The 24,593-nt window shown below is 68.3% G+C and carries 24 protein-coding genes; 14 read left to right on the plus strand and 10 right to left on the minus strand.

Annotation, left to right across the window (positions count from 1 at the left end; translation table 11 throughout):
- Positions 1-306 precede the first annotated feature (306 nt).
- The gene (locus ACWF99_RS30885; protein WP_452538105.1) at positions 307-1,311 is read right to left on the minus strand and encodes a zinc-binding dehydrogenase; all 1,005 of its coding nucleotides are present in this window, start codon (positions 1,309-1,311) and stop codon (positions 307-309) included.
- Between the two features lie 520 nt (positions 1,312-1,831).
- Between ACWF99_RS30885 and ACWF99_RS30890 the strand changes: the two genes are divergently transcribed.
- Positions 1,832-2,335 (plus strand): glycine-rich domain-containing protein, encoded by a 504-nt coding sequence (locus ACWF99_RS30890; RefSeq protein ID WP_378663045.1) that lies wholly within the window; start codon positions 1,832-1,834, stop codon positions 2,333-2,335.
- Between the two features lie 5 nt (positions 2,336-2,340).
- Here the strand turns inward: ACWF99_RS30890 and ACWF99_RS30895 are convergent, their stop codons facing one another.
- From ACWF99_RS30895 to ACWF99_RS30915, 5 genes are all read right to left on the minus strand, one after another.
- Positions 2,341-4,113, minus strand: coding sequence for an SDR family oxidoreductase (locus tag ACWF99_RS30895; protein WP_452538106.1), 1,773 nt, complete (start codon positions 4,111-4,113; stop codon positions 2,341-2,343).
- Positions 4,114-4,144: 31 nt separating this feature from the next.
- Complete coding sequence (locus ACWF99_RS30900; RefSeq protein ID WP_452538186.1) at positions 4,145-5,182, minus strand: PDR/VanB family oxidoreductase; 1,038 nt, start codon at positions 5,180-5,182, stop codon at positions 4,145-4,147.
- A gap of 53 nt (positions 5,183-5,235) precedes the next feature.
- Complete coding sequence (locus ACWF99_RS30905) at positions 5,236-6,138, minus strand: metal-dependent hydrolase (protein WP_378637694.1); 903 nt, start codon at positions 6,136-6,138, stop codon at positions 5,236-5,238.
- A 115-nt stretch (positions 6,139-6,253) separates the two neighbouring features.
- Positions 6,254-7,258 (minus strand): YdcF family protein, encoded by a 1,005-nt coding sequence (locus tag ACWF99_RS30910; RefSeq protein ID WP_452538107.1) that lies wholly within the window; start codon positions 7,256-7,258, stop codon positions 6,254-6,256.
- 182 nt (positions 7,259-7,440) lie between these two features.
- Positions 7,441-8,199 carry a rhomboid-like protein gene (locus ACWF99_RS30915; RefSeq protein WP_378663054.1) on the minus strand — a complete coding sequence of 253 codons (759 nt, stop codon included), beginning with the start codon at positions 8,197-8,199 and terminating at the stop codon, positions 7,441-7,443.
- Between the two features lie 81 nt (positions 8,200-8,280).
- Between ACWF99_RS30915 and ACWF99_RS30920 the strand changes: the two genes are divergently transcribed.
- Genes ACWF99_RS30920 through ACWF99_RS30930 form a run of 3 tightly spaced genes read left to right on the plus strand, consistent with a single transcriptional unit; the run spans position 8,281 to position 10,385 of the window.
- The gene (locus ACWF99_RS30920) at positions 8,281-8,604 is read left to right on the plus strand and encodes a plasmid stabilization protein (protein WP_378663057.1); all 324 of its coding nucleotides are present in this window, start codon (positions 8,281-8,283) and stop codon (positions 8,602-8,604) included.
- Positions 8,605-8,624: 20 nt separating this feature from the next.
- A complete protein-coding gene (locus ACWF99_RS30925; RefSeq protein ID WP_452538108.1) occupies positions 8,625-9,584 on the plus strand; it encodes a TIGR03557 family F420-dependent LLM class oxidoreductase in 960 nt (319 codons plus the stop codon).
- Positions 9,585-9,611: 27 nt separating this feature from the next.
- Positions 9,612-10,385 carry a DUF72 domain-containing protein gene (locus ACWF99_RS30930; RefSeq protein WP_452538109.1) on the plus strand — a complete coding sequence of 258 codons (774 nt, stop codon included), beginning with the start codon at positions 9,612-9,614 and terminating at the stop codon, positions 10,383-10,385.
- Between the two features lie 119 nt (positions 10,386-10,504).
- Here ACWF99_RS30930 and ACWF99_RS30935 read toward each other — a convergent pair whose 3' ends face one another.
- On the minus strand, positions 10,505-12,538 hold the full coding sequence (locus tag ACWF99_RS30935) for a CocE/NonD family hydrolase (RefSeq protein WP_452538110.1): 2,034 nt from the start codon (positions 12,536-12,538) through the stop codon (positions 10,505-10,507).
- 155 nt (positions 12,539-12,693) lie between these two features.
- Between ACWF99_RS30935 and ACWF99_RS30940 the strand changes: the two genes are divergently transcribed.
- Both ACWF99_RS30940 and cynR read left to right on the plus strand, forming a co-directional pair.
- Positions 12,694-13,347, plus strand: coding sequence for a TetR/AcrR family transcriptional regulator (locus tag ACWF99_RS30940; protein ID WP_378637675.1), 654 nt, complete (start codon positions 12,694-12,696; stop codon positions 13,345-13,347).
- A complete protein-coding gene (gene cynR / locus ACWF99_RS30945; protein WP_452538111.1) occupies positions 13,344-14,225 on the plus strand; it encodes a transcriptional regulator CynR in 882 nt (293 codons plus the stop codon). The genes ACWF99_RS30940 and cynR overlap by 4 nt, the downstream gene beginning before the upstream one ends.
- An 18-nt stretch (positions 14,226-14,243) precedes the next feature.
- Here cynR and ACWF99_RS30950 read toward each other — a convergent pair whose 3' ends face one another.
- Positions 14,244-15,008 carry an ankyrin repeat domain-containing protein gene (locus ACWF99_RS30950; protein WP_452538112.1) on the minus strand — a complete coding sequence of 255 codons (765 nt, stop codon included), beginning with the start codon at positions 15,006-15,008 and terminating at the stop codon, positions 14,244-14,246.
- Between the two features lie 199 nt (positions 15,009-15,207).
- Here ACWF99_RS30950 and ACWF99_RS30955 point away from each other — a divergent pair, with 199 nt between their 5' ends.
- From ACWF99_RS30955 to ACWF99_RS30965, 3 genes are read left to right on the plus strand one after another with little or no spacing between them, the layout of a single operon-like run.
- Entirely contained in the window at positions 15,208-15,426 is a 219-nt protein-coding gene (locus ACWF99_RS30955; protein ID WP_358067951.1) for a three-helix bundle dimerization domain-containing protein, read from the plus strand.
- Positions 15,427-15,485: 59 nt separating this feature from the next.
- Positions 15,486-16,571 carry an S-(hydroxymethyl)mycothiol dehydrogenase gene (locus ACWF99_RS30960; protein WP_378637667.1) on the plus strand — a complete coding sequence of 362 codons (1,086 nt, stop codon included), beginning with the start codon at positions 15,486-15,488 and terminating at the stop codon, positions 16,569-16,571.
- The gene (locus ACWF99_RS30965) at positions 16,565-17,191 is read left to right on the plus strand and encodes an MBL fold metallo-hydrolase (protein WP_452538187.1); all 627 of its coding nucleotides are present in this window, start codon (positions 16,565-16,567) and stop codon (positions 17,189-17,191) included. The genes ACWF99_RS30960 and ACWF99_RS30965 overlap by 7 nt, the downstream gene beginning before the upstream one ends.
- Positions 17,192-17,209: 18 nt before the next feature.
- On the opposite strand, the gene ACWF99_RS30970 is transcribed toward ACWF99_RS30965, so the two are convergent.
- Positions 17,210-17,593 (minus strand): DUF6223 family protein, encoded by a 384-nt coding sequence (locus ACWF99_RS30970; protein ID WP_378637665.1) that lies wholly within the window; start codon positions 17,591-17,593, stop codon positions 17,210-17,212.
- Between the two features lie 219 nt (positions 17,594-17,812).
- Here ACWF99_RS30970 and ACWF99_RS30975 point away from each other — a divergent pair, with 219 nt between their 5' ends.
- The 5 genes from ACWF99_RS30975 (at position 17,813) to ACWF99_RS30995 (ending at position 23,935) form a co-directional block, all read left to right on the plus strand.
- Positions 17,813-18,907, plus strand: coding sequence for a sensor histidine kinase (locus ACWF99_RS30975; protein WP_452538113.1), 1,095 nt, complete (start codon positions 17,813-17,815; stop codon positions 18,905-18,907).
- Positions 18,904-19,566, plus strand: a complete 663-nt coding sequence (locus tag ACWF99_RS30980) for a response regulator (protein ID WP_378637659.1) — start codon at positions 18,904-18,906, stop codon at positions 19,564-19,566. Before ACWF99_RS30975 ends, ACWF99_RS30980 begins: the two co-directional genes overlap by 4 nt.
- A 139-nt stretch (positions 19,567-19,705) precedes the next feature.
- Positions 19,706-20,965 (plus strand): acyl-CoA dehydrogenase family protein, encoded by a 1,260-nt coding sequence (locus ACWF99_RS30985; protein ID WP_452538114.1) that lies wholly within the window; start codon positions 19,706-19,708, stop codon positions 20,963-20,965.
- A complete protein-coding gene (locus ACWF99_RS30990) occupies positions 20,962-22,398 on the plus strand; it encodes an LLM class flavin-dependent oxidoreductase (protein ID WP_452538115.1) in 1,437 nt (478 codons plus the stop codon). Before ACWF99_RS30985 ends, ACWF99_RS30990 begins: the two co-directional genes overlap by 4 nt.
- A 154-nt stretch (positions 22,399-22,552) precedes the next feature.
- A complete protein-coding gene (locus tag ACWF99_RS30995) occupies positions 22,553-23,935 on the plus strand; it encodes a styrene monooxygenase/indole monooxygenase family protein (protein ID WP_452538116.1) in 1,383 nt (460 codons plus the stop codon).
- Between the two features lie 62 nt (positions 23,936-23,997).
- Here the strand turns inward: ACWF99_RS30995 and ACWF99_RS31000 are convergent, their stop codons facing one another.
- Positions 23,998-24,585 carry a TetR/AcrR family transcriptional regulator gene (locus ACWF99_RS31000; protein WP_378637649.1) on the minus strand — a complete coding sequence of 196 codons (588 nt, stop codon included), beginning with the start codon at positions 24,583-24,585 and terminating at the stop codon, positions 23,998-24,000.
- Between the last annotated feature and the right edge of the window lie 8 nt (positions 24,586-24,593).

Raw genomic sequence — 24,593 nt, forward strand, 5'->3', positions numbered from 1 at the left:
CTCGACGCGGTGGTCGTGTCGAGTCGGCAGGTACGAGAACGGCGATCGGGTCGCGGCTTCCGAGGAAGACGCGGCGACCGATCGCCGTGGTGGTGCTGCACCCGGGGGTAGGGTTTACGAGCGTTCAGCTCGCTGGCCTCCCCGCGCTCGTACATCGCGTTCGCGACGTTCGATGTTGCCCCCTGGGTTGCTGGCCAACTTGATGACTCCAACTACCAACAACAGAACCGCAGCTATCACTGCGATGATTATCAATCCCTGCACGGAACATAACTTAACGTGTATTCCGTTGCAGCGCACAATAAGTTACAATGACGCGCCGACCGTCAACAAGGTACGGCCGAGGGCGGAACGGCTCTCGATCGCGGAGTGAGCCTGCCGCACCTGATCGATCGGGAAGGTTTGCCCGATCACAACTTCCAGCGCACCCTCGGCGACCGCTTCCTGAGCGCGGGCAGTGATGCCCACCCAGTCCACGTCCTGGCCGACGATATCGAACAGACCGAGCACCGTGACACCGCGCGCCACAGCGGCATCGGTGTCGCCCGTCGCGAAATCACCTGCGGCGGAGCCATATCCGAGAAAGAGTCCGGCGTCGGCTGCGGCAGTCAGGGCCGCGCCACCGATGTCGCCACCCGCACCGTCGAACACGACCGCCGCTCCCCCGCCGGTGATCTCACGTGCTCGGTCCGCCCAGCCGTCGACGGAGTAGTCGACGACCGCGGTCGCACCCAATCGCGTTGCGAGCGCGAGCTTTTCCGGTCCGCCCGCCGCGGCGACAACCCGCGCGCCCGCCGCGATCGACAGCTGGATGAGCAGCGTGCCGAGGCCGCCCGCGGCGGCGGTGATCAATACCCACGAATTCGGCTGCACGGCAGCCCTGTCGAAGACAGCCAGCGCGGTCCGGCCGTCGTGGGCGAGACCTACGGCCTGCTCGGTGGTGAGCCCGTCGGGGATCTCGGTCAGCGTGGCAGCCTTGGCGAGCGACTTCTCGGCGTAACCGCCGGTGGGCAGGCCGCCGCCGATGCCGCTGGCGGCAGTCTGGGTGACAACGCGCTTACCGAGCCAGCGGGGGTCGACCTCGGTGCCGACCGCACTCACCACGCCGCCGATCGCACCACCGGGAACGTAGGGCAGGCTCAGCGGGAAGTAGTCCTGACCCCACCCGCTGCGCAGCCGGGTATCGAGGAACATCACGTCGGCGACCTCGACGTCGACGACCACTTCAACCGAATCCGGTTGTGGCGTAGGAACTTCCACCAGGTTCAGAACCTCGGGCCCACCGAATTCTTTGACCTGCACTGCGCGCATCGCGACTCCTTCGTGGTGTTGACCGAACGAGTCAAGGATGAAACCTGAAGTCGAGTTCAGGTCAAGCGCACTGCGACGCAGGTCACACGGTCAGGACCCGCCGCCACAGCTGCTACTGCTGCCACCTCCACAGCTGCTGCTACTCCCACCGGAACAACTGCTGCTGCTTCCACCGCTACAGCTACTGCTGCTCCCGCCACCGCAGCCGCTCCCCCCGCCGCAACCGCTGTTCGAGCCGCCACCGCAGCCACCGGATGGGCTGCCCGGATCCCACGGCTGCCCCGAGGTCCCGTCGACATGCGCGGTCATCCCGGCCGACCCGGCCACCCATCGGCGATCCAGCGGGCGCGCGTTCTGCGGCTGAGTCGACTTCTGGATCAGCCACACGACGGTCGTCACCACCGCGCCGATACACACCGCCAGGAAACCGAGCACGATCACGAGCGTCAACACCATGTTCGCAGGCTAACGCCAGAACCCGGCCACAGCATCCCCACCGTCAGTGGCCTTACAGTGAATTGTGGCGTTCTCCTTCCCCCGGACCGGCAGACGGCAAGTCGACCTTCCCACCGTCGACCGCACTGTCGCCGCTCTGGTCTTCCCCGAAGCGATCTTCAAAACCTCGCCCTGGCAGCCTCGCGAACTCGTGGAAACCGGTCTGCGCCAATGGTTGCGGTGCTGCGGTGCCGCCCTTCGCGACGACCAGGTGATCGGGATGCCCTCGCACGCGGTCGACGAGGCGTGGCACGGTTTCATCCTCTGCACCCAGCTCTACGCGAGGTTCTGCGAGCAGGCTTACGGACGTTTCCTGCATCATTTCCCCGAGGGCGTCGGGGAGAGCACGCAGAATCACGGCACCATGGTCGAACAGCTGGGCCGCACCGTGGTCGCCTGGTCGCTGGTCGCGCGACCCGATGAAGAGTGCGTGCTGTGGGACCTGGACCGCAAGGTCGGCGTCGAGAACGCGTGGGGCGTGGACGCCCGGCACGTTGCCGCCGTAGAGGAGCAACTGCGCCGGGCGTAGCCGATCTAGACCAGCTTCATCCGGCGTGCCGCGAACCGCACCGCGCCGGGCGCGATCCGGTTGATCCGGTATTGCACCCACGACTCCGGCGTCACCGGCACGATGTCGCGCCCGGTCCGCACGGCCTTCACGATCTGCGCCGCCACCCGGTCGGGGGTGTAGCCGCGTCGCTCGTACAGCTTGTCGAACTTCTGCTGCGCGGCGGCCTCCTCGGCGGCGGAAACGCCCGAGATGCGGGTGGTGGCAACGATATTCGTGTGCACGATGCCCGGGCACACGGTCGACACCGAAATGCCACGGTCGGCCAGTTCGGCACGCAGGCAATCGGAGAACATGAAGACCGCCGACTTGCTGGTGGCGTAGGCCGCCATGTCGCGCTGCGGACTGTAGGCGGCCATGCTGGACAGGTTCACGATGTGCCCGCCGAGCCCGCGATCGGCCATCGCCGCGCCGAAGGCCCGGCAGCCGTTGACGACACCGCCGAGGTTGATCCGCAGTACGCGGTCGAACTCCTCCGACGGAGTATCGAGGAATCCGCCTGCCTGGCCGACACCGGCGTTGTTCACCAGCACATCGGGCACGCCGTGCGCGGCGATCACCGTGTCGGCGTGCGCGCGCACCGCGTCCTCGTTCGACACATCGAGTGGATAGGAGTGCGCCACACCACCTTCGGATGCGACGAGCTCCGCGGTGGCCTTGGCGGCGAGCTCGTTGACATCGGAGACCACCACTTCGGCGCCGAGGCGCGCGAAAGCCAGCGCGGTCTCCCGGCCGATGCCGCTGCCCGCACCGGTGACGACCACCAGCTTGTGTTCGAATTCCCTTCGCGCAGCGCCCACTTCGGCCCTGGCCAGTCCGCGCGAGACGCCGGCGCCGTCGAGTGCGTCGATGAGCTCGGTGGTCGCGGTCGCGAGGAGTTCCGGATGCGAGAACGGCATCCAGTGCCCGGCAGGGACGTCGCGACGCCACAGCCGGTCGGTCCACTTGCCCGAATCGTCGTAGCCCGCGGGCCGCACGGCGACATCGCGTCCTGCCACGATCAACTGCACCGGCACCTCGGTGCGACGCTCACGCGGGGAGAGCATGCGCGCCACGATGTTCGCGCGATAGATGAGCAGCCCGTCGACCATGTCGCGGCGGAAGGTGGGGCCGAGCTTCACATTGGCGGCGGGGGTGTCGTTCATGATCGACACCGCACGCTGCCACAGCTTTTCGGTGCCGATGGCGTTGAACGTCGCGCGCGGCAGCCCGGGAGTCATGAAGAAGAAGGTGTAGGCCGAGGAGGCCAGCTGGGTCATCGGCTGCCACACATTGCGCAGGGTGGGCCGGGAGAGACGGTCACGCACCCAGGAGGCGAGGTGGTCGAGGTTGGGGCCCGAGACCGAGGTGAACGAGGCGACGCGCTCGGTGGCCTGCGGTTCACACACCGCCTCCCACACCTGCACCGAACCCCAGTCGTGGGCGAGCACGTGCACGGGACGATCGGGGCTCACCACGTCGATCACGGCGTAGAAATCGCGCGCGAGTTCGTCGAGGCGGAAATCGCCGGTGCGCTGGGTGCGGGTGGACTCGCCGTGGCCACGGGTGTCGTAGGCGACCACGTGGAAACGCTCGGTGAGCAGCGGAATCACCCTGTCCCACAGGTGGTGGGTGTCGGGCCAGCCGTGCACGAGCACGACGGTATCGGCGGCCGGGTCGCCGTATTCGAACACGGCGATGTCGAAATCACCGCTGCGGACGGTGCGCTGGTTCGCGGGCTGCGGGCTGTCGTTCGTCATGATCTTTCGGACTCCTTGTCCAGCGGAGAAATCACAGGTCGAGCACCAAACGATCACCGCGAGAACGGGATACGCAGGCCAGCATGGCGCCCTCGGCGTGGTCGGCAGCGGACAGCGTGGTCTCGCGATGGTCGGGTTCGCCCGAGCGAACCCGCACCACGCAGGTGCCACAGAAGCCTTGCCTGCACGAGTAGGGCTGGTCGGGACGGGAATCGAGGATCGTGTCCAGCACGGTGCGGTCGGCTTCGACCGTCACCACCGCACCACTGGACGCGAATTCGATCTCGAACGGGGTGCCGTCGACGATCGGCGGCGGCGAGAACCGCTCGAAATGCAGTTCCACGTCGGCCATCTCGCGCACCGCAGCGACGATCGACGAGGTCATCGGGGTCGGGCCACACGCGTAGACCGCGGTGCCGGGCCCGACATCGGGCAGCAGGTCCATCGCGGCGGGGAGACCGTGCTCGTCATCGGTGCGCACCACGACGTTCGCGCCGAAGCCTTCGATCTCGTCCAGGAACGGGATGGTGTCGCGACTGCGTCCGCTGTAGACCAGGGTCCACGGCACGCCGAGCCGGTGCGCGAGCCTGGCCATCGGCAGGATCGGGGTGATGCCGATCCCGCCGGCCACGAAATGCAGGCGCTGCGACGGTGATCCATGGCCGGGCACGGCGAACGGGAAGGCGTTGCGCGGGCCGCGCACCACCAGCCCGGAGCCGACGGGCAGTGCGTCGTGCACCTCGATCGAGCCGCCGCCGCCACCGGGGATGCGGCGCACAGCGATGCGGTACGCGCGCTCGTCGGCGGGATCGCCACACAGCGAATACTGGCGCAGCCGACCCGACGGTAGTTCCAGGTCCAGGTGCGCCCCGGGCCACCAGCGCGGTAGCACGCGCCCGTCGGGTGCTTCGAGGCGAAGACTCACCACGTCCTGGTCGTGCGCTTCGATCCGGCGATCGGTCACCACCACGGCCAGGCGGCGATCATCGACGCGTGGGCGCAGATCACCGCGGTTGACCAGCGCGCTCCAGCGCAACCGGGTGGCCGCGATGGCGTCGATGACCTTCATCGCCGGATCGTGGCGGTACCTGCCGTAGAGATCGGCGGGGAGGTCGCGCGTGGTCACGACGCTGCCGCGCGGGCGCCGGGCGAGGCGGCCAGATACGCGATCGCCTGCGCCGTCGAGCCGACCGATTGCGGGTTGTAGCCGGGCTGGAAGGTCGACAGCGCACTGGCCAGCAGCGACGGCACGCCGGGCAGCGCACCTCGCCACATCGCGCCGAACACGCCGGCGAGCAGCCGTGCGTAGCCCTGATCCGGCAGCTGCGGATCCTGCTGGACGAGGAAGCGCGCACCGCGCACCAGCACGATGAGGAAGATCGGGAACACCAGCGTCATCGACGCGCAGCGCCGCACGTAGCCGACCCCGAAGTACTCGGCGACATCGTGGGCGACATTGCGGTGTTCGACCTCTTCGGCGCCGTGCCAGCGGAACAGGTCCGCCATCCGCGGGTCGGCGCCGAACTTCTCGAGGTCGGCGTTGAGCACCCAGTCCCCGAGCCAGGCGAAGAAGTGCTCGAGACAGGCGATGAAGGCGAGCCGCTCGACCAGCATCTGGCGGCCGGCGCGATCGTCGCCGCCGCGCGGGCCGAGCGAGATACGGAACAGGTATTCCATCTGCGCCAGGTAGGGACTCGCGTCGACGCCGTGGGCGGTGAAGACGTCGTCGAGCACCTTCCCGTGGGTCTGCGCGTGCATGGCCTCCTGCCCGATGAAGCCGAGCATGTCCTCGCGCAGCTTCTCGTCCTTGACGTAGGGCAATGCCTCGCGATAGGTCTCGATGAACATGCGCTCGCCCTCGGGCAGCAGCATGTTCAGCGCGCTGATCAGGTGACCGGCGATCGGTTCCGCCGACATCCACTGGAGGTCGACACCCGACCAGTCGAAGCTGACATTGCGCGCGTGCAATGCCACCACGCCCGGATCGATCTCCGGGCTTTCTCTTCCCCAAGGAAATAGCTTCATCGGTACTCCTCGATCAACCGCGCACGAGCATCCGTGCACCAGGTCGCGACGTTGCGTCCTGCTCGGTAGTTCCGATGATACAACTATCCATAACTGTACGTAACACCTAAATGTGTCAGTTGGCCGCACCAAAGATCGCCAGCGCGACCGGCGCCGCCACCAGCAACCCACACATCACGGCGTTGATCGCCTTGTGTTCGGCCAGAATCCCGACGTATTCGCGCAGGACAGCGCTGGGCAGGTAGTAGCGCGCGGTCGGCGCGCCGACGGCCTGGGCGTCGATCCCGACCGAACGGGCGAGCAACGCGGTGCGCAGCACATGAAAATTGCTCGTGACCAGCAGGATGCGGCTGTTGATCCCCTGTCTGGCGAGCAGTTCCCGGCTGAACAGCAGGTTCTCGCGGGTGGTCGTCGAGCGATCCTCCCGCAGGATCTCGTCGTCGCGCACGCCGTGTTCGACGAGGTAGGCGGCCATCGCCGTGCTCTCGGCGACCTTCTCGTCGGAACCCTTGCCGCCGCTGGTCACCAACAGCGGCGCGGGGCCGTGCGCGCGGTCGGCACGCCAGATCTGCAGCGCGCGGTCGAGCCTGCTCGCCAGCAGCGGCGGGACCCGGTCTCCGAGCAGGCCGGAGCCGTGCACCACGATCGCGACGGCATCGTCGGTGCGGGTCACCCCGCCGTAGACGACCGAATAGAGCAGGAACGCGACCAGCACGAAGCCGAGGTAGGCGGCGACGAGCACCACCGCGAGCAGCAACACCCCGAGAACCGCCCACTCGGCGATCACCGCCATCACCAGCAGCGCGTACGGAACCAGCAGCGCCACGCCGAGACCGAAGGAGAGCAGGTTGGCCGGACGCACGCCCTCGCGGCGCAGCATCACCACACCGTTGAGCATCAGCAGTCCGGCCAGGACCAGCACGAGCAGCGGCGACAGCGCCAGGGCGAAGAAGACCAGTATTTCGGGCCCCGATCCTTCGGCGCCCGAACCGATCAGCGCGGCGCCGACACACAGAACTCCGAGCAGCAACAACACCGCGTTGCTGAACCGGCGCCGCTCCTGACGGAAACACAGCGCGAACACCCCGAGCAGAACCACACCTATCGCCAGCAAGATCACCCGGCCACCCTAACCGCAGCACCGGCGAATCAGATCGCCGTGTTATTGCTGACACCTACTGAACAACCTCGATATCTGCGAGTGAAAACCATTTCACCTGCGACTATGACGGCCGGATGATTCCCGTATCCACAACAGCTGATCGGTAACTGACAGCGGCGGAAGGAGGTGAACGATCACGGTCATCGTTTGCTTCCCGAGGTCGGCCAGGATGATCTTCGACTTCTTCGTCTGATCCGAAGACACAAACCGCGAAGGCGCGGGCTCGGATCCCAGTCGCGGGCCCGCCCTCGCGTCAGTGGATAGCACGCGAAGCCGATCAACGCCGCACCCGCGTGGCCCACGTCGGTGAACGTGCGGTCCAGAAATACCGGCGGCACACAGACCGCCAGCACACCGAGCACGTACAGCACCCGCCACGGCAGCAACACACGGTAGGCGAGGACGGCGGCTACTCCGGCCAGCCCGTAACTGACTCCCACATCGAGCGCGAACGCCGCACGCTCCGGGGCTCTGTCGTGGCGAATCGCCCAGAGCAGCACGCCCTGGCTGAGATACGTGGCGCCGACATGCGCGAGGACGACCACGACCAGCCAGCGCAACGTCCCGAGCCACCGTTCGGCGTTGGCGTGCACGAGGCTGAACAGCACCGCGTAGACCAGCCACCCGCCGCCGTCGGTCCAGAACGCGCTGCCGATCAGCACCCGGATCGGGTCGTCGCCGAGACGATCGATATTGGTCGAGCGGTGCCCGAGCCAGACTCTGGCTTCCTCCGGCGTGAGCCGCTGCTGAATCGCGGTGGTCACACCCAGCGCCGCCAGCCACACATAGGTGCCGGGGGCGCTGCGAATCCACCGCCACGCCGAGGCGGCGGCCGCCCGCACGCTGCCCGAGGCGCTCACCACGCCAGTGTGCCAGTCCTCGATCACGGTTCCGGTCATCCTCGCCGGGCGGTTGTTTCCCCGACCGATCCCCGGGTAGGCGGCAACCAGACCCGTCCACCGACCGGAACGGAGCATGTGATGCCTCAGCAAGCCTGGAGTGACAAGCGCGAACGGCAGTACAAAGACATCAAGAAGTCCGAGCGCGACCGCGGCCGCAGTGAGGGCAGGGCCGAGGAGATCGCCGCGCGGACGGTCAACAAGACGCGCGCCCAGCACGGCGAGACCAAGGGGTCGAGCAAGTCGTCGCGATCCAGCGGTTCCTCACAGCGCAGCGGCGGCCAGCGGGCACAGGGCGGCGGCAAGACCCGCGATCAGCTCTACGACGAGGCCCGCCGCCGCAATATCGACGGCCGTTCCAAGATGAACAAGCAGGAACTGGCCAACGCCCTCGGCCGTAGCTGACCCACTGCGAAAGGTTCGCCATGCAGCTCGGATTCAAACTGGCGGCCGAGGCTTTCGGCCCGAAAGAGCTTGTTCGACAGGCAGTTCGGGCCGAATCGGCCGGTTTCGATTTCGTCGAGATGAGCGACCACTTCCACCCGTGGCTCGACGAGCAGGGCCACTCACCCTTCGCCTGGACGGTCCTGGGCACGATCGCGGCGAGCACCACCGACATCGGGCTCGCCACCGGCGTGACCTGTCCGATCATCCGCTATCACCCCGCCGTCATCGCCCAGGCCGCCGCCACCACCGCCCTGGTCTCGGATGGGCGGTTCACCCTGGGTATCGGTTCGGGCGAGCGGCTCAACGAGCACGTCGTCGGCCACGAGTTCCCGCCGGTGCTGATCCGTCAGCGGATGTTGCGCGAGGCGCTCGAGATCATCCGGTTGCTGTGGCGCGGCGGCTATCACAACTATTACGGCGAGTTTCTGGAGCTGTCGGACGCGCGGGTGTTCGATCTGCCGGAGACACCGCCGGTGATCGCGGTGGCCGCGGGCGGGCCGAGCGCCGCGGCGATCGCCGCCGAACTCGGCGACGGACTGTTCGCCACCGAACCCGATCCCGAACTCGTGCGGACCTTTCACGACAAGGGTGGCTCCGGTCCGCGCTACGTCGAAGTGGGGGTCGCCTTCGCCGAGGACGATCGCGCGGGCGCCGAAGCGGCACTGTCGACCAACCGGTGGTCGACCGGTGGCTGGAAGGTGATGAGCGAACTGCCCAATCCGGCGAACTTCGCCGCCGCGTCGAGCACCGTGCGAGTGGACGACATGCTCGAATCCTTTGTCTGCGGCAATGATCCGAAGCGCTACGTCGAGGCGGTGCGCAAGGCCGCCGACGCGGGTTTCGACCATGTGGTGCTGATGAACGCGGGACCCGACATGGACGCGTTCCTCGACTTCTACAGCAGCGAACTCGCGCCCCTGCTGCGCGCGGAGATCTGACGGCCCGCGCTGCGGAGGGAAGCCGAAATGACCATGTACGTTGGCACTTCCGGCTGGCAGTACCGCGACTGGCGGGGCGCGCTGTATCCGCCGGGGCTGCCCGTCCGGCAGTGGCTCGAGCACTATGCGCGGGCGTTCGCGACGGTGGAGTCGAACAACGCGTTCTATCGCTTGCCGAGCAGGGAGAACTTCGCCGCTTGGCGCGAGCGCACGCCCGCCGGCTTCGTGATGGCGGTGAAGGCGAGTCGCTACCTGACCCATATCAAGCGATTGCGCGACCCTGCCGAACCCGTGCAGCGTCTGCTCGACCGGACCGAGGGACTGGGTGATCGGCTCGGACCGATCCTGCTCCAGCTGCCGCCGACCCTGCGCGCGGACCCCGATCTGCTCGACAACTGTCTGCGCTGCTTCCCCGACACGGTGCGAGTGGCGGTGGAACCGCGCCACGATTCGTGGTGGACAGACGAGATCGGTGACGTCCTGCGATCCCGTGGCGCGGCATTGACCTGGGCGGACCGTGATTCGCACCCGATCACGCCCCTGTGGCGCACCACCGACTGGGCCTATCTGCGCCTGCACGCGGGCCGCGCCGCTCCCCTGCCGTCCTACGGCAAGCAGGCATTGAATGGCTGGGCGCATCGGCTGCTCGACACCTGGTCTCCCGACGCCGACAGCTACGTCTATTTCAACAACGATCACGGTGGTGCGGCGGTCCGAGACGCGGCCACCTTCGCCCACCTCGCGGCGGCCGCGGGCGCGGATGCGACGCGGGTACCCGATGCGCGCGCGACCGCGGGCTGATCAGCGAGCCGATGGGGACAGGATCAGGCCGAATCCGGTCTCGGCAAGACGGCGAACCCCGCCCCCGATGCCGCGCGCTCGATGATCGGCGCGAGATCGGAGGCGGGGTGAACCAGTGCTCACCAGCCGGGATCGGTGTCCAGGGGGACGTTGATCCAGCTCGGGCGGGACGGATCGAGCTCGAGGTGCTGGGTGCGCAGGCCGCTTTCGTTCAGCAACGGCCGCAGCGGGATTCCACTGGGGAAGTTGCCGGCGAAGACGTCGACGCGCAGGCGGTGACCCGGCAGCAGGACACCGTCGGTGGCACGGACGCCGATGTCGATCGTCGTCGGCTCGCCGGGCACGATCGGCTGACGGGTATCCAGGGTGAGGTACGGATACGGGTCGGTGTAGTCGCCGTTCGGCGAGCGGGTCGCCTTGCCCTCGTCGACCGTGCGCAGGGATGCCATCAGCTGCCCCTGAGACCAGACCGTCGACGTGCCGTCGGGGGCGACATCGTTCACCGTCACCGTCCAGTACCCGTCGGTCGCGTCGAGCACGGTGTTCAGGTGGGCGGCGATCGGCCCGGAGATCCTCGTCGGCGCGGCCACCGGAGCCGTGGTGAAGGTGAGCGCGGCGCCCTCACTGATCCGGGCGTCCTTGGCACAGATGTCGGGCAGCGGGACCAGGCCGGCCGTGCCCTGCGCGGCATCACGCGAGCAGATGGTGGTCAGGCTCGGATCCACCGAAACGCGTTGCGCGGCACCGGGGGCAGTGCGCAGGCTGCCGTCGTGGCGGGCGCCCGGCGCGGTGCCGGAGGAGGCGGCGTCGAGATACATCCGCCGGTACTGCATGCCCGGCCGCGGGAACGCGACGTCGGCGGTCCACTGCCCACTACCCTGCTGCCACAACGTGACCGGGTCGTAGCGGTCGATACCGTTGTCGATTCCCTTGAGCCACTTGTCGAACCACGCGCGCTGCAACGAATCCGCCGGCGCGGGCGCACCCGGCTGGCCGAGTCCCGAGCTCACCGTCACGTGGTAGACGTCGTCCATGACGAGCTTCTTCTGCTCGGCGGGCACGTTCACCGCGTTGTAGATGCGCGGGGTGGAGTAGGTGAAGATGTCGTGCCAGCCGCCGTAGAGGAAGGTCGGCACCCGCACCTGATCGGGCGAGCCCACCCAGGCCGTCCGTAGCGCGCTCTCGTCGTCGAGGATCGACGCCATCTCCGGCGGGATCTGCTCCACGTTCGGAGTGGTCAGCGCGGCGATGAGCACGTTGAAGAAGGTGAACGGATCGGTCACCCGGTCGCGCAGCCAGACCCAGTCGAATTTGCCGTTCAGCATCGACATCAGGTCGGGCAGCAGCTTCGCGCCGTCGACGGCGAGCAGCCAGGCCGGGATGAACCCGATCCCGAGCGCGCCACCGGGGGCAGCGACATCGCGGATCAGGTCGCTACCGGGCACGATCGGGAAGATCGCCTTGAGCGCCTCGGGGTGCCGCTGCGCGGTCTGCAGCTGGTTGATCGCCGAGTAGGAGATGCCGCTCATCCCGATCTTGCCGTCGGACCAGCCCTGTTTCGCGGCCCAGTCGACGATTTCCACACCGTCGAGCTGCTCGCGTTCACCGAAGACCTGCCAGGTGCCCTGGGAGAAGCCGGTGCCGCGCACGTCGACGACCACCTGGGTGTACCCACCGCGGATCAGATTCCGGTCGACGCCGAAGGTGCGGGCCGCGCCGCCGGGCAGTGCGTTCATCATGTCGCTGAGGCTGCTGAAACCGAACGGCGAGAAGTCCAGGTTCTGCAGCACCGGCATCAGCAGGTCCGACAGGCCGGGGACCGCGAGCGCCGAGTCGGCGACGTTGGTGACCAGCTTGGTGTAGGGCGTCATGTTGACGATCGTGGGCGTCGGCTCGGCGACGGGCCGACCGTCCGCACCGGCCGGGTGATAGACATTCGCTTTCAATACGGTGCCGTCACTCATGGTGATCGGCACATCCCACTCGATGAAGACGTTGGGGTACTGCTGCGGCCCGTTATGGGTGGCGACGAACTGCGCGTCGAGACCCTCGGCATTCGGCGATGCTTGTCCGACCGGTGCGGATGCGACGGCGCCTGCCATTACGACGACGGATGCGACCAGCGCAGCCAGCCGCCCACGATGTGTGATCATGCTTCGGTTCAGCCCTCCACCATCGGGAACTACGACGTTCCCGTACCGGGAAGTAACGTAGCGTGGGTCACGTCCGATCGCAAGAACATGTTCTGGGCAATCCTCGTTCAGCGCCCGCGCGCGCCCCACCACGGTCACCTGACAGAATTGGCGTTGTGACAGCGTCCGAACTCGATGACGGCCGCCGGTACCGCGGGGCTGCCCCTGGGCAACGTCAGCAGGAACGCCGCGCCCGGTTGCTCGAGGCGGCCACGGACGCCTTCGGCATCGACGGCTACCGCAACACCACAGTCACCACGATCTGCGCGGCGGCCGGCGTCGGCAAACGCTACTTCTACGAATCCTTCACCGACAGTGAGGATCTGCTGCTCGAGGTGTATCGCGAGACAGCCGCCAGGATGATCGAGGCGATCCATACCGGCCTGCGCGAGGCCGAGGCCGTCGACGCTCAGGTGCGTGTCGGCTTGACCGCCTACTTCCAGCTCATCCTCGACGACCCCCGGGTCCCTCGGATCGCGTTCTTCGAGATCCTCGGCGTGAGTCCCGCGGTCGACCGGGCCTACCACGATGTTCTCGACGCCTTGGTCGATATCTGCCTGGCTCTGATCACCCCGCATGTCGACCTGGAAACCCACCCCGCTGTCAGCGTGCGCACCGTGCTGTTCGGCCTGGTCGGCGCCATCGTGATCATCGCCCAGAAGTGGGTGCTCGACGCCTACCGCCAGCCGATGGCCGATGTGGTGGACAGCGCGTGCCTGGTGGTCAACGCGGTCCTGGCGCGGATCGGACCGGACGGCGACCGACAGTGACGCCGGAACTGCGGCACCTGCGTTATCTGGCCGCTGTCGCCGAGCACGGGAACTTCACCCGGGCCGCGGAGCAGCTCCATATCTCGCAGCCGACGCTGTCGCACCAGATCAAGCAGCTCGAGCGCGCCGTCGGGGCGATGTTGCTCGACCGGGCAGGGCGCAGTGTGCGGCTCACCGACGCGGGGGCGGCCTATCTCGCGCATGCCCGCCGAGCTGTCGACGAGATCGCCGCGGCGCAGCGGGCCGTGCACGACGTCACCGATCTCAGTCGTGGCCTGCTCCGCTTCGCCACCACTCCCACCTTCACGCCCTATCTGGTCGGCCCGCTGATCGCGGCGTTCCGGGCCCGCCATCCGGGGATCACCGTCGAGTTCGGTGAGTTGCCCCAGGACGCCATGGAGTCCGAGCTGCTCGACGACCGCCTCGACCTCGGCATCGCGTTCGCTCCACCGCGCCTGCCCGGCATCACGGCCGAAGCGCTGTACGAGGAGACGATGGCCGCCGTACTCGGCATCGCCGCGCACCCCGCGCTGCCGGCGGCCATGACACCCGACGATCTGGTCGGCCACGATCTCGCCCTGCTCAATTCGACGTTCGCGACCCGCCACCACATCGACAGCTATCTCCACGACCACGGCGTTTCGCCACGAATCGCGGTGGAAGTCAATTCCATTCAGGCGCTGCTGGAGGTGGTATCCGCCTCGGACCTGATGACGATCCTGCCCGAGTCGGTCACCGACACTCATCCCCCACTCGCCCGGATTCCGCTGCGGCCCAGCATGTCCCGGAGAGCCGTCACGCTGCTGTACGCGGCCGAGGGGCACCGCAGCGCCGCCGCGACAGCGTTCGCCGAATCAGTCCGCGAACAGACGCGCTGAGCGCCTCGGCACGCCCGCTCAGCGCAGCAGTGCCACGATCGCGTCCTGGTGGAGACGTTCGGCGTTCTGAAGCGCGGTGCGGCCTTCGGCGTCGCGGATCCGCGGGTCGGCGCCCGCGGCGAGCAGCGCGGTGACGGTTTCCTGGTAGCGCTGCGAGCCGTCGCCGTAGACGACCGCCTCCTGCAATGCCGTCCACTGCGGCGTGTTCACATGGTTGACGTCGACTCCCGCGGCGATCAGCATCCGCACGGTGCTCACATGCCCGTGCTCGCTCGCCGGGATGAGTGCCGTACCGCCGTAACGGTTCACGCTGCGCAGGTCCGCGCCGTGGCGCAGGGTCGCGGCGAGGATCTCGTCGAGGCCCTCGGCTCCGGCGTACAGGTAGGCGGAGTCCCGGAGGTCGTCCACAGCGTTCACGTCGGCGCCCGCCTCGATCAGGGCCAATGCGGCCGCCGTCGCCGTGTTCTTGGTGGCGGCGACCAGTGGTGTGCGCCCGTTGTCACCACGCGTCTCCATGTCGGCGCCGCGGGCGATGAGGTCACGGACCCGGGCGGCATCGTCGGCGACCGCCGCGTCGTAGAGGTCGCCGTCCAGGGCGTGGTCGAGCTGCCTGGTCGGCGGTGCGGCAGCGGAAGTCGTGACCGAGGTCTCGGGTGTCGCCGAGGCGGCGGCGGTTTCCGGCGTGCCCGGGTCGGCGGAGCAGGCACCGACGCCCACCGCGAGAACCGCGAGCGCGAGCACGGCCGCGCGGGGGCCACGAACTGCCGGGCGAGCCGGATTCATAGGTATCTCCTCTGGTCAGGTCATGCTCCACCGTGCCCATCCCGGCCCCTCACGTCCAGGACGCAGCGCCGATCGCCACCATCGACACCGTCTATGCGCCGCCGTCAGAACGCGATGCGGTGAATTGGGCGATCTCTGGTTTCGACGAAAAGTAGGCGCCGACCCGTTGATCGACGGTATCGCCGGGTACCCCCGGAATATGACTACTCACGAGAACCGCCAACTCGACGAGGTCATCGAGCGGTTGATCATCCGGTACCCGACCATCGCACCCGCTGAGCTCGCCGACATCGTGCACAACGTCTACGACGCGTTCGGGAAGGTGCACATCCGCAACTATGTCCCGCTGCTCGTCGAGCACCACGTGCGAGAAGAACTCGGCAGTCCGACAGGTGAGATCCCACCCATCCCGCATTGACCGGGCGAGCGGCCCCGCTAGCGTTGGCGTAGACCCACGCCAACCATGAGGAGGTCCGCATGCCAGACACCGTCCGCGGAGTCATCGCCCGCGCGAAGGATGCGCCGGTCGAAACCGTCGACATCGTGATTCCCGACCCGGGACCGCACGATGTCGTCGTCCGTGTCCAGGCCTGCGGGGTGTGCCACACCGACCTGCACTATCGCGACGGCGGCATCAACGACGAGTTCCCGTTCCTGCTCGGGCACGAAGCCGCCGGTGTGGTCGAGTCCGTCGGCGCGGCCGTGACCCATGTGGCCGAGGGCGATTTCGTCGTCCTCAACTGGCGCGCGGTGTGTGGCGAATGCCGAGCGTGTCGGCGCGGACGCCCCTGGTACTGCTTCGACACCCACAACGCCAGCGTCCCGATGACGCTCACCGACGGCACCCCGCTCACCCCGGCCCTAGGCGTCGGCGCCTTCGCCGACAAGACCCTCGTGCACGAAAAGCAGTGCACCAAGGTCGATTCCGAGACCGACCCCGCCGTCGCCGGCCTGCTCGGGTGTGGCGTGATGGCCGGGATCGGCGCCGCCGTGAACACCGGCAACGTCTCGCGCGGTGACAGCGTCGCGGTGATCGGCTGCGGCGGCGTCGGTGACGCCGCCATCGCCGGTGCGCGCCTCGCCGGTGCGGGCACGATCATCGCGATCGACCGCGATCAGCGAAAACTGGACTGGGCCAAGGACTTCGGCGCCACCCACACCATCGACGCGACCAGCGAGGACGTGGTCGAGCGGATCAAGGAACTCACCGACGGTTTCGGTGCCGACGTGGTGATCGACGCGGTCGGCCGCCCGGAGACCTGGCAGCAGGCGTTCTACGGGCGCGACCTGGCGGGCACGGTCGTTCTCGTCGGCGTCCCGACGCCCGACATGACGTTGGAGATGCCGCTGATCGACTTCTTCTCGCACGGCGGTGCGCTGAAATCCTCCTGGTACGGCGACTGCCTGCCCGAGCGCGACTTCCCGATGCTCATCGATCTCTACCGGCAGGGCCGGCTGCCGCTGGACCGGTTCGTCACCGAGCGGATCGGCATCGACGGGGTCGAGCAGGCGTTCGCCGCGATGGCGCAGGGCCGGGTGCTGCGTTCGGTGGTGGTCTGGTGACCCGCGTCGAAAGAGTCGTCACCTCGGGAACTTTCGCGCTCGACGGTGGCACCTGGGATGTCGACAACAATGTGTGGCTCATCGGTGACGACACCGAGGTGCTCGTCATCGACGCCGCCCACGACGCCGATGCCATCGCCGCCGCGGTCGGCGACCGGCACGTCACCGCGATCCTGTGCACACACGGCCACAACGACCACGTGACCGTCGCGCCGGAACTCGCGAAGCGCCTCGATGCCCCCGTCCTGCTGCATCCCGGCGACGAGCCACTCTGGCGCATGACCCACCCGGCCGCCGACTACCACTCGCTGGCGGACACCACCCGAATCACGGTGGCTGGCACCGATATCGACATCCTGCACACCCCCGGCCACTCCCCCGGCTCGGTCTCGCTGCACGTGCCCGACCTCGCTGCCCTGTTCACCGGTGACACCCTTTTCGCGGGGGGCCCGGGCCTCACCGGCCGCTCGTTCTCCGACTTCGACACGATCATCGACTCGATCCGAGACCGATTGCTCACGCTCCCCGAGGAGACCACGGTCCACACCGGCCACGGCGACACCACCACCATCGGCACGGAGCGGCCCGCGCTCGCGGACTGGATCGCCCGCGGACACTGACCGTGTGCCCACCGCCGATCAGCGGTGGGCACGCCGGTAGGCGCGGGTACCGAGGGCGACGGCCACCAGGCCGAGGAAGATCGCGATCGCCGCGCCGACGATGCCGTTTCCGGTGCCGGGGCCGCCGTCCGCGGTCGCGAATCCGATCACTCCCACGATCGCCGCGACCGCGCCTGCCCCGATCGCGAGAAACGATCGGGCGGGATTTCCGGCGCGCGAGACTGCCCAACCACCCACGAGCACGGCGGCCAGACCGAGGAACGCGGCCGATGTCGCGACGAGGCGGTCTGTCGTCATGCCGTAGGAGTCGGCGAGTGTGGTGGTTGCCGCGGTGGCGGGTGCGGCGCAGATGAGGGTGAACGCTGTGGTGACAGCGGCTGTGGTGAGTGGGCGGATGGACATCGGGGTACTCCTCGTCGTGCGTTCTGTAGGGGACGGACCTATCGTCGGCGACGTACGGGTGTTCGGTCATCGCGCGGCGGTGGACAATTCGAGGTGACGCGGCCGCGGTATCGACTACCGCCGAGGCGTCAGGAGCTGCGCGGATACCGCAGCCGTAGTAGTCGGTGGATCATCCGTGCGCGGGATTCGCCCAGGACCCGAGCGGGCTAGGGTTGGCGCATGGGCAGAACCGTCGACGGGGTGATCGCCGTCGGCGTGGCCGCGGTGCTGCTGGTCACCGGGCTGAGCCGCGAGCACTCCACCGATCTCGACTGGCTCGGCTACGCGTTGCTGGTCGCGGGCGGGCTGGCACTCGCCGCGCAACGCCGGGCACCGGTGGCGGTGCTGGTCGTGACCGGCGTGTGCGCGCTGGGTTACCAGGCGCTCGGTTTCGACGTGCCGGCGGTCGCCTTCCTTTTCGCGGTGTATTTCACGGTCCGCGCGGGCCATCGGATGGTCGCCGTGCTGACGTCGGTGGCGGTGCTCGCCGCGCTCCCGCTCGCGGCGCTGGTCTCGCTGCACGACACGACCCAGGCGCTCGCCCGCGCCCGCGACGCGCTCGAGATCGCCTGGCTCATCGCGGCGGGCGCCGCGGGTGAAGCGCTGCGCCAAGCCGAGCGGCGAGCCGACGAGGCCGAACGCACCAGGGAGGAAACCGCGCGACGGCGGGCCGACGAGGAGCGCCTGCACATCGCGCGCGAGCTGCACGATTCGCTCACCCACCAGATCTCGGTGATCAAGGTGCAGTCCGAAGCCGCCGTCCATGTGGCCCGCAAGCGGGGCGAAGAGGTCCCGGCGGCACTGCTGGCCATCCGCGAAGCCGGTCGCGAGGCGGCCCGCGAATTGCGCGCGACCCTGGAAGCGCTGCGCGACGACGACACCTCCCCGCGCCCCGGTCTCGCCCACGTCCCCGATCTGGTGGAGCGCGTGCGCGCCAACGGCTTGGACACCACTCTCACGATCGAGGGCGCGCACCAGAATGTGCCGGTCGCGGTCGACCGAACCGTCTACCGGATCGTGCAGGAGTCACTCACCAATATCACCCGCCACGCCGCCGCCGCGACCGCCACCGTCCACATCGACTACCGCACGGACACTCTCGTCGTCGAGGTCGAGGACGACGGCACCGCGAACCCCTCGACCGCACCGGTCCCGGGCGTCGGACTACTCGGTATGCGCGAACGCGTCACCGCCCTCGGCGGCCACCTCCATGCCGCGCCACGCAGCAACGGCGGCTTCGCCGTGCACGCCGCATTACCGGTGGACAGAACATGATTCGCGTCCTGCTCGTCGACGACCAGCCTCTCATCCGCAGCGGCTTTCGCGCGCTGCTCGAGATCGAGGACGACATCGAGGTGGTCGCCGAAGCCGCGGACGGCCGCGACGGCGTCGAGCTGGCCCGGACCCATCTGCCCGACATCGCGCTCATCGACATCCAGATGCCGGTGGTCGACGGCATCGAAGCCACTCGCCGCATCGCCGCCGATCCGGCGCTGTCGGGCGTTCACGTCGTCATCCTGACCAATTACGGCCTCGACGAATACGTCTTCGACGCCTTGCGAGCGGGCGCCGCGGGCTTTCTCGTCAAAGACATCGAACCGGAGGACTTCCTGCACGCCATCCGCGTGGCCGCCCGTGGCGACGCTCTGCTCGCACCCTCGATCACCCGCAGGCTGATCCACCGCTACGTCACCCAGCCCCGCACACCGACCCCGGGCGCGGGCCTGGACGAACTGACCACCCGCGAACGCGAGGCCGTGGTTCTCGTCGCGCAGGGTCTGTCCAACGACGAGATCGCCGTCCACATGGTGATCAGCCCGCATACCGCGAAAACCCACATCAACCGGGCGATGACCAAACTCCACGCCCGCGACCGAGCCCAATTGGTCGTGCTCGCCTACGAATCCGGCGTGGTGATTCCTCGAACCCGGTGAACCTCAGTCGCGAAGATCGATGAGGGACTCCTGGTAGGCCACTGCCGCCCGAGCGAAGTAAGACGAGCACGTCCCCTCCGTTGTGATCGCGCTGCGCGCAACCCGTGAATCCGGCACCTCCCTGCGCGATCGTGGAAGCATGACTTCCACCGCCGCGCCATCGACCACCGATTCCGAGCTGGACGCCATCTTCGCCCCGATCTTCGACCGGATCGCCGCGGGCGCGGTCGAACGGGAGGTCGATCGGCGACTGCCGTTCGACGAGGTGGGCTGGTTGAAGGAGGCCAAGTTCGGGGCGTTGCGGGTGCCGGTCGAGTTCGGCGGGTACGGCGTGAGTGTGCGACAGCTGTTCCGGTTGCTCATCGACCTGGCGGCGGCCGAGTCGAATCTGCCGCAGGCACTGCGGGTGCACTGGTCGTTCGTCGAGGATCAGCTCCTGGCGGAGGCGGGACCGGCGCGGGAGCGATGGTTGCGGGCGGTCGCGGCGGGCACACTGGTCGGCAATGCGATCACCGAACCGGGGGTCGGTGCGGTGGACCGGTATCACACTCGGCTGACCCGCGACGGTGACCGGCTGCTGCTCAACGGCGTGAAGTACTACAGCACCGGATCGCTGTTCGCCGATCACATCCTCGTCGCGGCCGACAGCGACGGTGAGCGGCTCGGCGTGCTGGTCGACTCGGACGCCGACGGTGTTGTGCAACACGATGACTGGGACGGTTTCGGGCAGCGGCTCACCGCGAGCGGCACCACCGAGTTCACCGATGTCGTGGTGGCCGAGGACCGTGTCCTCGGACCCGGTTACGGTGTCGCTGGCCCCACCTACGGCACCGCCTACCTGCAACTGGTGCAGCTGGCGGTGCTCGCGGGGATCGCCGCGCGCGCCGAACGTGATGCCAGGGAATGGGTGAGCGCGCGCACCCGCACCTACACCCACGCCGCCGCCGATCTGCCGCGCGAAGACCCCCTCGTCCAGCAGGTGATCGGCAAGCTGTCGGCGGCGGCGTTCACCGCGCGTGCGGCAGTGCTCGCCGTGGCGGATGTGCTCGACGGGGTACTCGACGCCGGGGCGAAGGACGAGCAGGCTCTCGTGGCAGCCGAATTGGCCGCCGCCCAGGCACAACTCGGGGTGATCGACATCGTGCTCGACGCCACCACAAGACTGTTCGAACTCGGCGGAGCCTCGATCGTGTCCGAACAGCTGCGCCTGGATCGGCATTGGCGCAACGCCCGCACCATCTCGGTGCACAATCCCGCGATCTTCAAAGCTCGCGCCGTCGGCGACTATCTGCTCAACGGCACCGACCTGCCCTTCGGGTGGAGCGCGGGCGAGCGGAACACCGGCACACCAGCTTCCACGAATGCGAGCACCGTGCACCCCGAGGCGGCGACGCGATGAGCAGGCCGATCCGGTTCAACGCCTTCGACATGAACTGTGTCGCCCACCAATCACCGGGGCTGTGGCGTCATCCCGACGACCGGTCGCATCGCTACACCGATATCGGCTACTGGACCGAGCTGGCGAAACTCCTCGAACGCGGGCGGTTCGACGGGATCTTCATCGCCGACGTCCTCGGCACCTACGACGTATACGGCGGCAACGACATCGCCGCGCTGCGCCAGGGCGCGCAGACGCCGGTCGCCGATCCGCTGCTGCTGGTGTCGGCGATGGCGGCGGTGACCGAGCACCTCGGTTTCGGGATCACGACCGGCACCGGTTTCGAACATCCGTTTCCGTTCGCGCGCCGCCTGTCCACCCTCGACCACCTCACGAACGGGCGGCTCGGCTGGAACGTGGTGACCGGCTATCTGCCCTCCGCGGCAAGGAATTTCGGTGCGGCCGATCAACTCGACCACGACGAACGGTACAACCAGGCCGACGAATACCTCGAGGTGCTCTACAAGCTCTGGGAGGGTTCGTGGGAGGACGACGCAGTGGTGCGCGATACCGAACGCGGCATCTACACCGATCCGTCGAAGGTGCACCACATCGGCCACTACGGCAAGCACTACACCGTGCCGGGGATCCACGTCTGCGAACCGTCGCCGCAGCGGACGCCGGTGATCTATCAGGCGGGCGCCTCCCCGCGCGGTGTGCGGTTCGCGGCCGAGAACGCCGAGGCGATCTTCATCGCCGGCCCCTCGAAACGAATCCTGGCGCAGACAGTGTCGCGTGTTCGTGACGCGCTCGAGGCCGCGGGCCGTGACCGGTACGCGGCCAGGATCTACGCGCTGGCCACCATCATCACCGACGAGACCGACACCGCCGCACGGGCCAAACGCGACGAATACCTGTCCTACGCGAGCATCGAAGGCGGACTGGTGTTCATGTCCGGCTGGATGGGAATCGATTTGTCGCAGTACGACCTCGACGACCCGATCGGCGATGTGCAGAGCAACGCCATCCAGTCTGCGGTCGCGGCGTTCCAGGAATTCGACGACGACGGCCGTGAATGGACGGTGCGCGACATCGGCCGTTGGGCCGGCATCGGCGGCATGGGCCCGGTGTTCACCGGATCCGGCGAAACAGTCGCCGATCTGCTGCAGGAGTGGGTCGCCGACACCGACCTGGACGGATTCAATCTCGCCTACGCGATCACGCCGGGGACGTTCGAAGACATAGTGCGCCACGTTGTTCCCGTCTTGACCGAGCGCGGCGTCTACCGGACCGACTACGAGCCGGGCACGTTGCGCAACGCGCTGTTCGGTGCCGGTGATCGGCTCCCGCCGGAGCATCGCGGCGCCGGGTATCGCGTCGGCGGTCCGCGATCCACCGTATTGTCACCCGAGCAGTCGCGTCCCGGACCGGTGGAGGCACTCGCCCGCCCATAGCGTGACGTCAGTCGTCGATCAGCGTCAGGACGCACTCGCCCTGGCGCGATCGGCGTGCGCTCATGTCCATATCCGTTGGGGTGCACAGTATTCGGATCGATTCCCGCTGATCGCAACACTCATCATCGGGCGAAGGTGAGCGCACCATTCCGGTATGACATCGCAGACACCCGTTTCCCGTTCCCCTCGTTCGGCCGCGGTAATCGGCGCCGGCCAAACCGGCGTCACTGCGGCGCTAGGTCTACTCGACGCCGGTTTCACCGTGACCCTCTACAGCGACCGAGATCAACGCTCACTCCGTGACGACGTCCCCGCCACCGGCACCGCCCTCGAATTCGGCGAGACCCAGCAGGCCGAGGCGGCGCTCGGGCTCGACAGTTACACCGGGCGCGCGCCCCGCCACACCGGGCTCAGCGTGCGCATCGCCGGACCCGAGAATGCCGAGCTGATCGCCTTCGACGGCACCTTCGACGGTTATGTCGGCGTCGCCGTCGACACCCGGCTCAAGGCCGATGAGCGCCTCACAGCCTTCCTCGAACGCGGCGGGGATTTCGTCGTCGGACCGGTCACCCCCGAATCCCTCGACGCCATCGCCGCCGCCAACGACCTCACCCTGGTCGCGACCGGCCGCGGCGGGCTGGCCGACCTGTTCCCGATCGACGAGGAACGCACTGTCTACGACAAGCCGCAGCGCTCGCTGCTCACGGTCACCGTCACCGGCCTCGACTTCGACCCCGGGGTCTTCGCGCACCGTAGCCCCGCGGGCGGCGCGCACAGCCTGTTCTCCATTCTCGCCGAGCAGGGCGAGGCGTGGTGGGGTCCGTACCTGCACAAGGACGCGGGCCCGAGCTGGGCGTTCCTGGGTTGGGCCCGACCGGGCAGCGACTGGGAAACCCGTTTCGCCGCAGCCGATTCCGCCGAATCGGCGTTGCAGATCGTGAAGGACCTCTACCGCGACTACATCGACTGGGATCTGCCGGAAGTGCAGGCCACCCAGGTGATTCCCGAGGACCCGCACTCCTGGCTCAAGGGCGCGGTCCGGCCGGTCGTGCGGGTCGGGGTGGGACGCACCGCGGGCGGCCATCCGGTCGCCGCTCTCGGTGACACCGCGGTCGCCTACGACCCGGTCGCGGGCCAAGGCGCGCAGAGCGGGCTGATCCAGGCGCAGCGCCTGGTCGCGGCCGCCGCCGTACACGACGGACCGTTCGACGAACAGTGGATCACCGACCAGTACGCCGCGTTCCTCGCCGCCCGCAGCGACGCCGCCGCCAAGGTGACCCGCCTGTTCCTCAGCGACCCCGAATTCGGCGACATCGGCGGCCAGTTCTTCGCCACCGCCGCCGTGAACCCGAAGTTCGCTTCGGCGTTGGTCGGCCTGCTGCACCGTCCGCAGCCGTTCCTGCCGATCGATTCCCCCGCCGACGCCGCCGCCTACATCACCGAGGTCACCGGCACGGACGCGGCCGAACTGCTGGCGAAGTTCGCCCCCGCGGGCCGCTTCGAACGCTCGACGTTCGCCCCGGCCGCCGTCGGGTAAGCGTGCGATCCGGGCGGCCGCGGGCATCTCCGCCCGCGGCCGCCCGCTCTTTCCCGCGCCGGCTACACCGAAGCCCCGGGGCCGGTGATCTCCCAGGCCGCCTCGATCATCCGGAAGATCTCGTCTACCGCGGTTTCCGGATCGGCGGCCTCCCGGCCCAGCGCATAGGCGTCGATCACGAACCTCGCGATCGCCGCGCTCTCCGTCGCGGTCCGCGCCAGCGCGGGATCGGCAGCGATGGCCGCTGCCAGCGCCTGCGCATGGCGCACCCGCATCGACTCCCCGTACCTGCGCAACGCGGGGGATTCGTCGATCATGCGCCAGATCGGGGCGGCGCTGTCCGCCGAGCAATGTCGCACCATCGAATGGATTTCGCGCCGCAGCGCGGGGATGAGCGGTTCGTGAGCCGCACGGTCGGTGACCGCCCGTACGAGTCCCTGTTCGAAGTCTTCATCCCGCTCGAACACCAGGGCCTCTTTGGCGGCGAAGTGGGCGAACAGTGTCGTGACGGCCACGTCGGCCTCAGCGGCGACGTCGCGGATGCCCACCTCGTCGTACCCGCGTTCCAGGAAGAGCCGCAGGGCGGTATCGGCGATCTTCTGGCGGGTCGCGGCCTTTTTGCGTTCACGACGTCCGGTAGGCACGGTCATGCCAGGAG

The sequence above is a fragment of the Nocardia sp. NPDC055002 genome, from assembly GCF_053608825.1.

Excerpts from the sequence above, each read along its gene's own strand:
- ACWF99_RS30900 (WP_452538186.1), bottom strand. The coding sequence starts at position 5,182 with ATGAAGGTCATCGACGCCATCGCGGCCACCCGGTTGCGCTGGAGCGCG.
- ACWF99_RS30935 (WP_452538110.1), bottom strand. The coding sequence starts at position 12,538 with ATGATCACACATCGTGGGCGGCTGGCTGCGCTGGTCGCATCCGTCGTC.
- ACWF99_RS30920 (WP_378663057.1), top strand. The coding sequence starts at position 8,281 with ATGCCTCAGCAAGCCTGGAGTGACAAGCGCGAACGGCAGTACAAAGAC.
- ACWF99_RS30925 (WP_452538108.1), top strand. The coding sequence starts at position 8,625 with ATGCAGCTCGGATTCAAACTGGCGGCCGAGGCTTTCGGCCCGAAAGAG.
- ACWF99_RS30990 (WP_452538115.1), top strand. The coding sequence starts at position 20,962 with ATGAGCAGGCCGATCCGGTTCAACGCCTTCGACATGAACTGTGTCGCC.
- ACWF99_RS30980 (WP_378637659.1), top strand. The coding sequence starts at position 18,904 with ATGATTCGCGTCCTGCTCGTCGACGACCAGCCTCTCATCCGCAGCGGC.
- ACWF99_RS30960 (WP_378637667.1), top strand. The coding sequence starts at position 15,486 with ATGCCAGACACCGTCCGCGGAGTCATCGCCCGCGCGAAGGATGCGCCG.
- ACWF99_RS31000 (WP_378637649.1), bottom strand. The coding sequence starts at position 24,585 with ATGACCGTGCCTACCGGACGTCGTGAACGCAAAAAGGCCGCGACCCGC.
- ACWF99_RS30975 (WP_452538113.1), top strand. The coding sequence starts at position 17,813 with ATGGGCAGAACCGTCGACGGGGTGATCGCCGTCGGCGTGGCCGCGGTG.
- ACWF99_RS30950 (WP_452538112.1), bottom strand. The coding sequence starts at position 15,008 with ATGAATCCGGCTCGCCCGGCAGTTCGTGGCCCCCGCGCGGCCGTGCTC.
- ACWF99_RS30970 (WP_378637665.1), bottom strand. The coding sequence starts at position 17,593 with ATGTCCATCCGCCCACTCACCACAGCCGCTGTCACCACAGCGTTCACC.
- ACWF99_RS30895 (WP_452538106.1), bottom strand. The coding sequence starts at position 4,113 with ATGACGAACGACAGCCCGCAGCCCGCGAACCAGCGCACCGTCCGCAGC.
- ACWF99_RS30885 (WP_452538105.1), bottom strand. The coding sequence starts at position 1,311 with ATGCGCGCAGTGCAGGTCAAAGAATTCGGTGGGCCCGAGGTTCTGAAC.
- ACWF99_RS30930 (WP_452538109.1), top strand. The coding sequence starts at position 9,612 with ATGACCATGTACGTTGGCACTTCCGGCTGGCAGTACCGCGACTGGCGG.
- ACWF99_RS30905 (WP_378637694.1), bottom strand. The coding sequence starts at position 6,138 with ATGAAGCTATTTCCTTGGGGAAGAGAAAGCCCGGAGATCGATCCGGGC.
- ACWF99_RS30995 (WP_452538116.1), top strand. The coding sequence starts at position 22,553 with ATGACATCGCAGACACCCGTTTCCCGTTCCCCTCGTTCGGCCGCGGTA.
- ACWF99_RS30955 (WP_358067951.1), top strand. The coding sequence starts at position 15,208 with ATGACTACTCACGAGAACCGCCAACTCGACGAGGTCATCGAGCGGTTG.
- ACWF99_RS30915 (WP_378663054.1), bottom strand. The coding sequence starts at position 8,199 with ATGACCGGAACCGTGATCGAGGACTGGCACACTGGCGTGGTGAGCGCC.
- ACWF99_RS30985 (WP_452538114.1), top strand. The coding sequence starts at position 19,706 with ATGACTTCCACCGCCGCGCCATCGACCACCGATTCCGAGCTGGACGCC.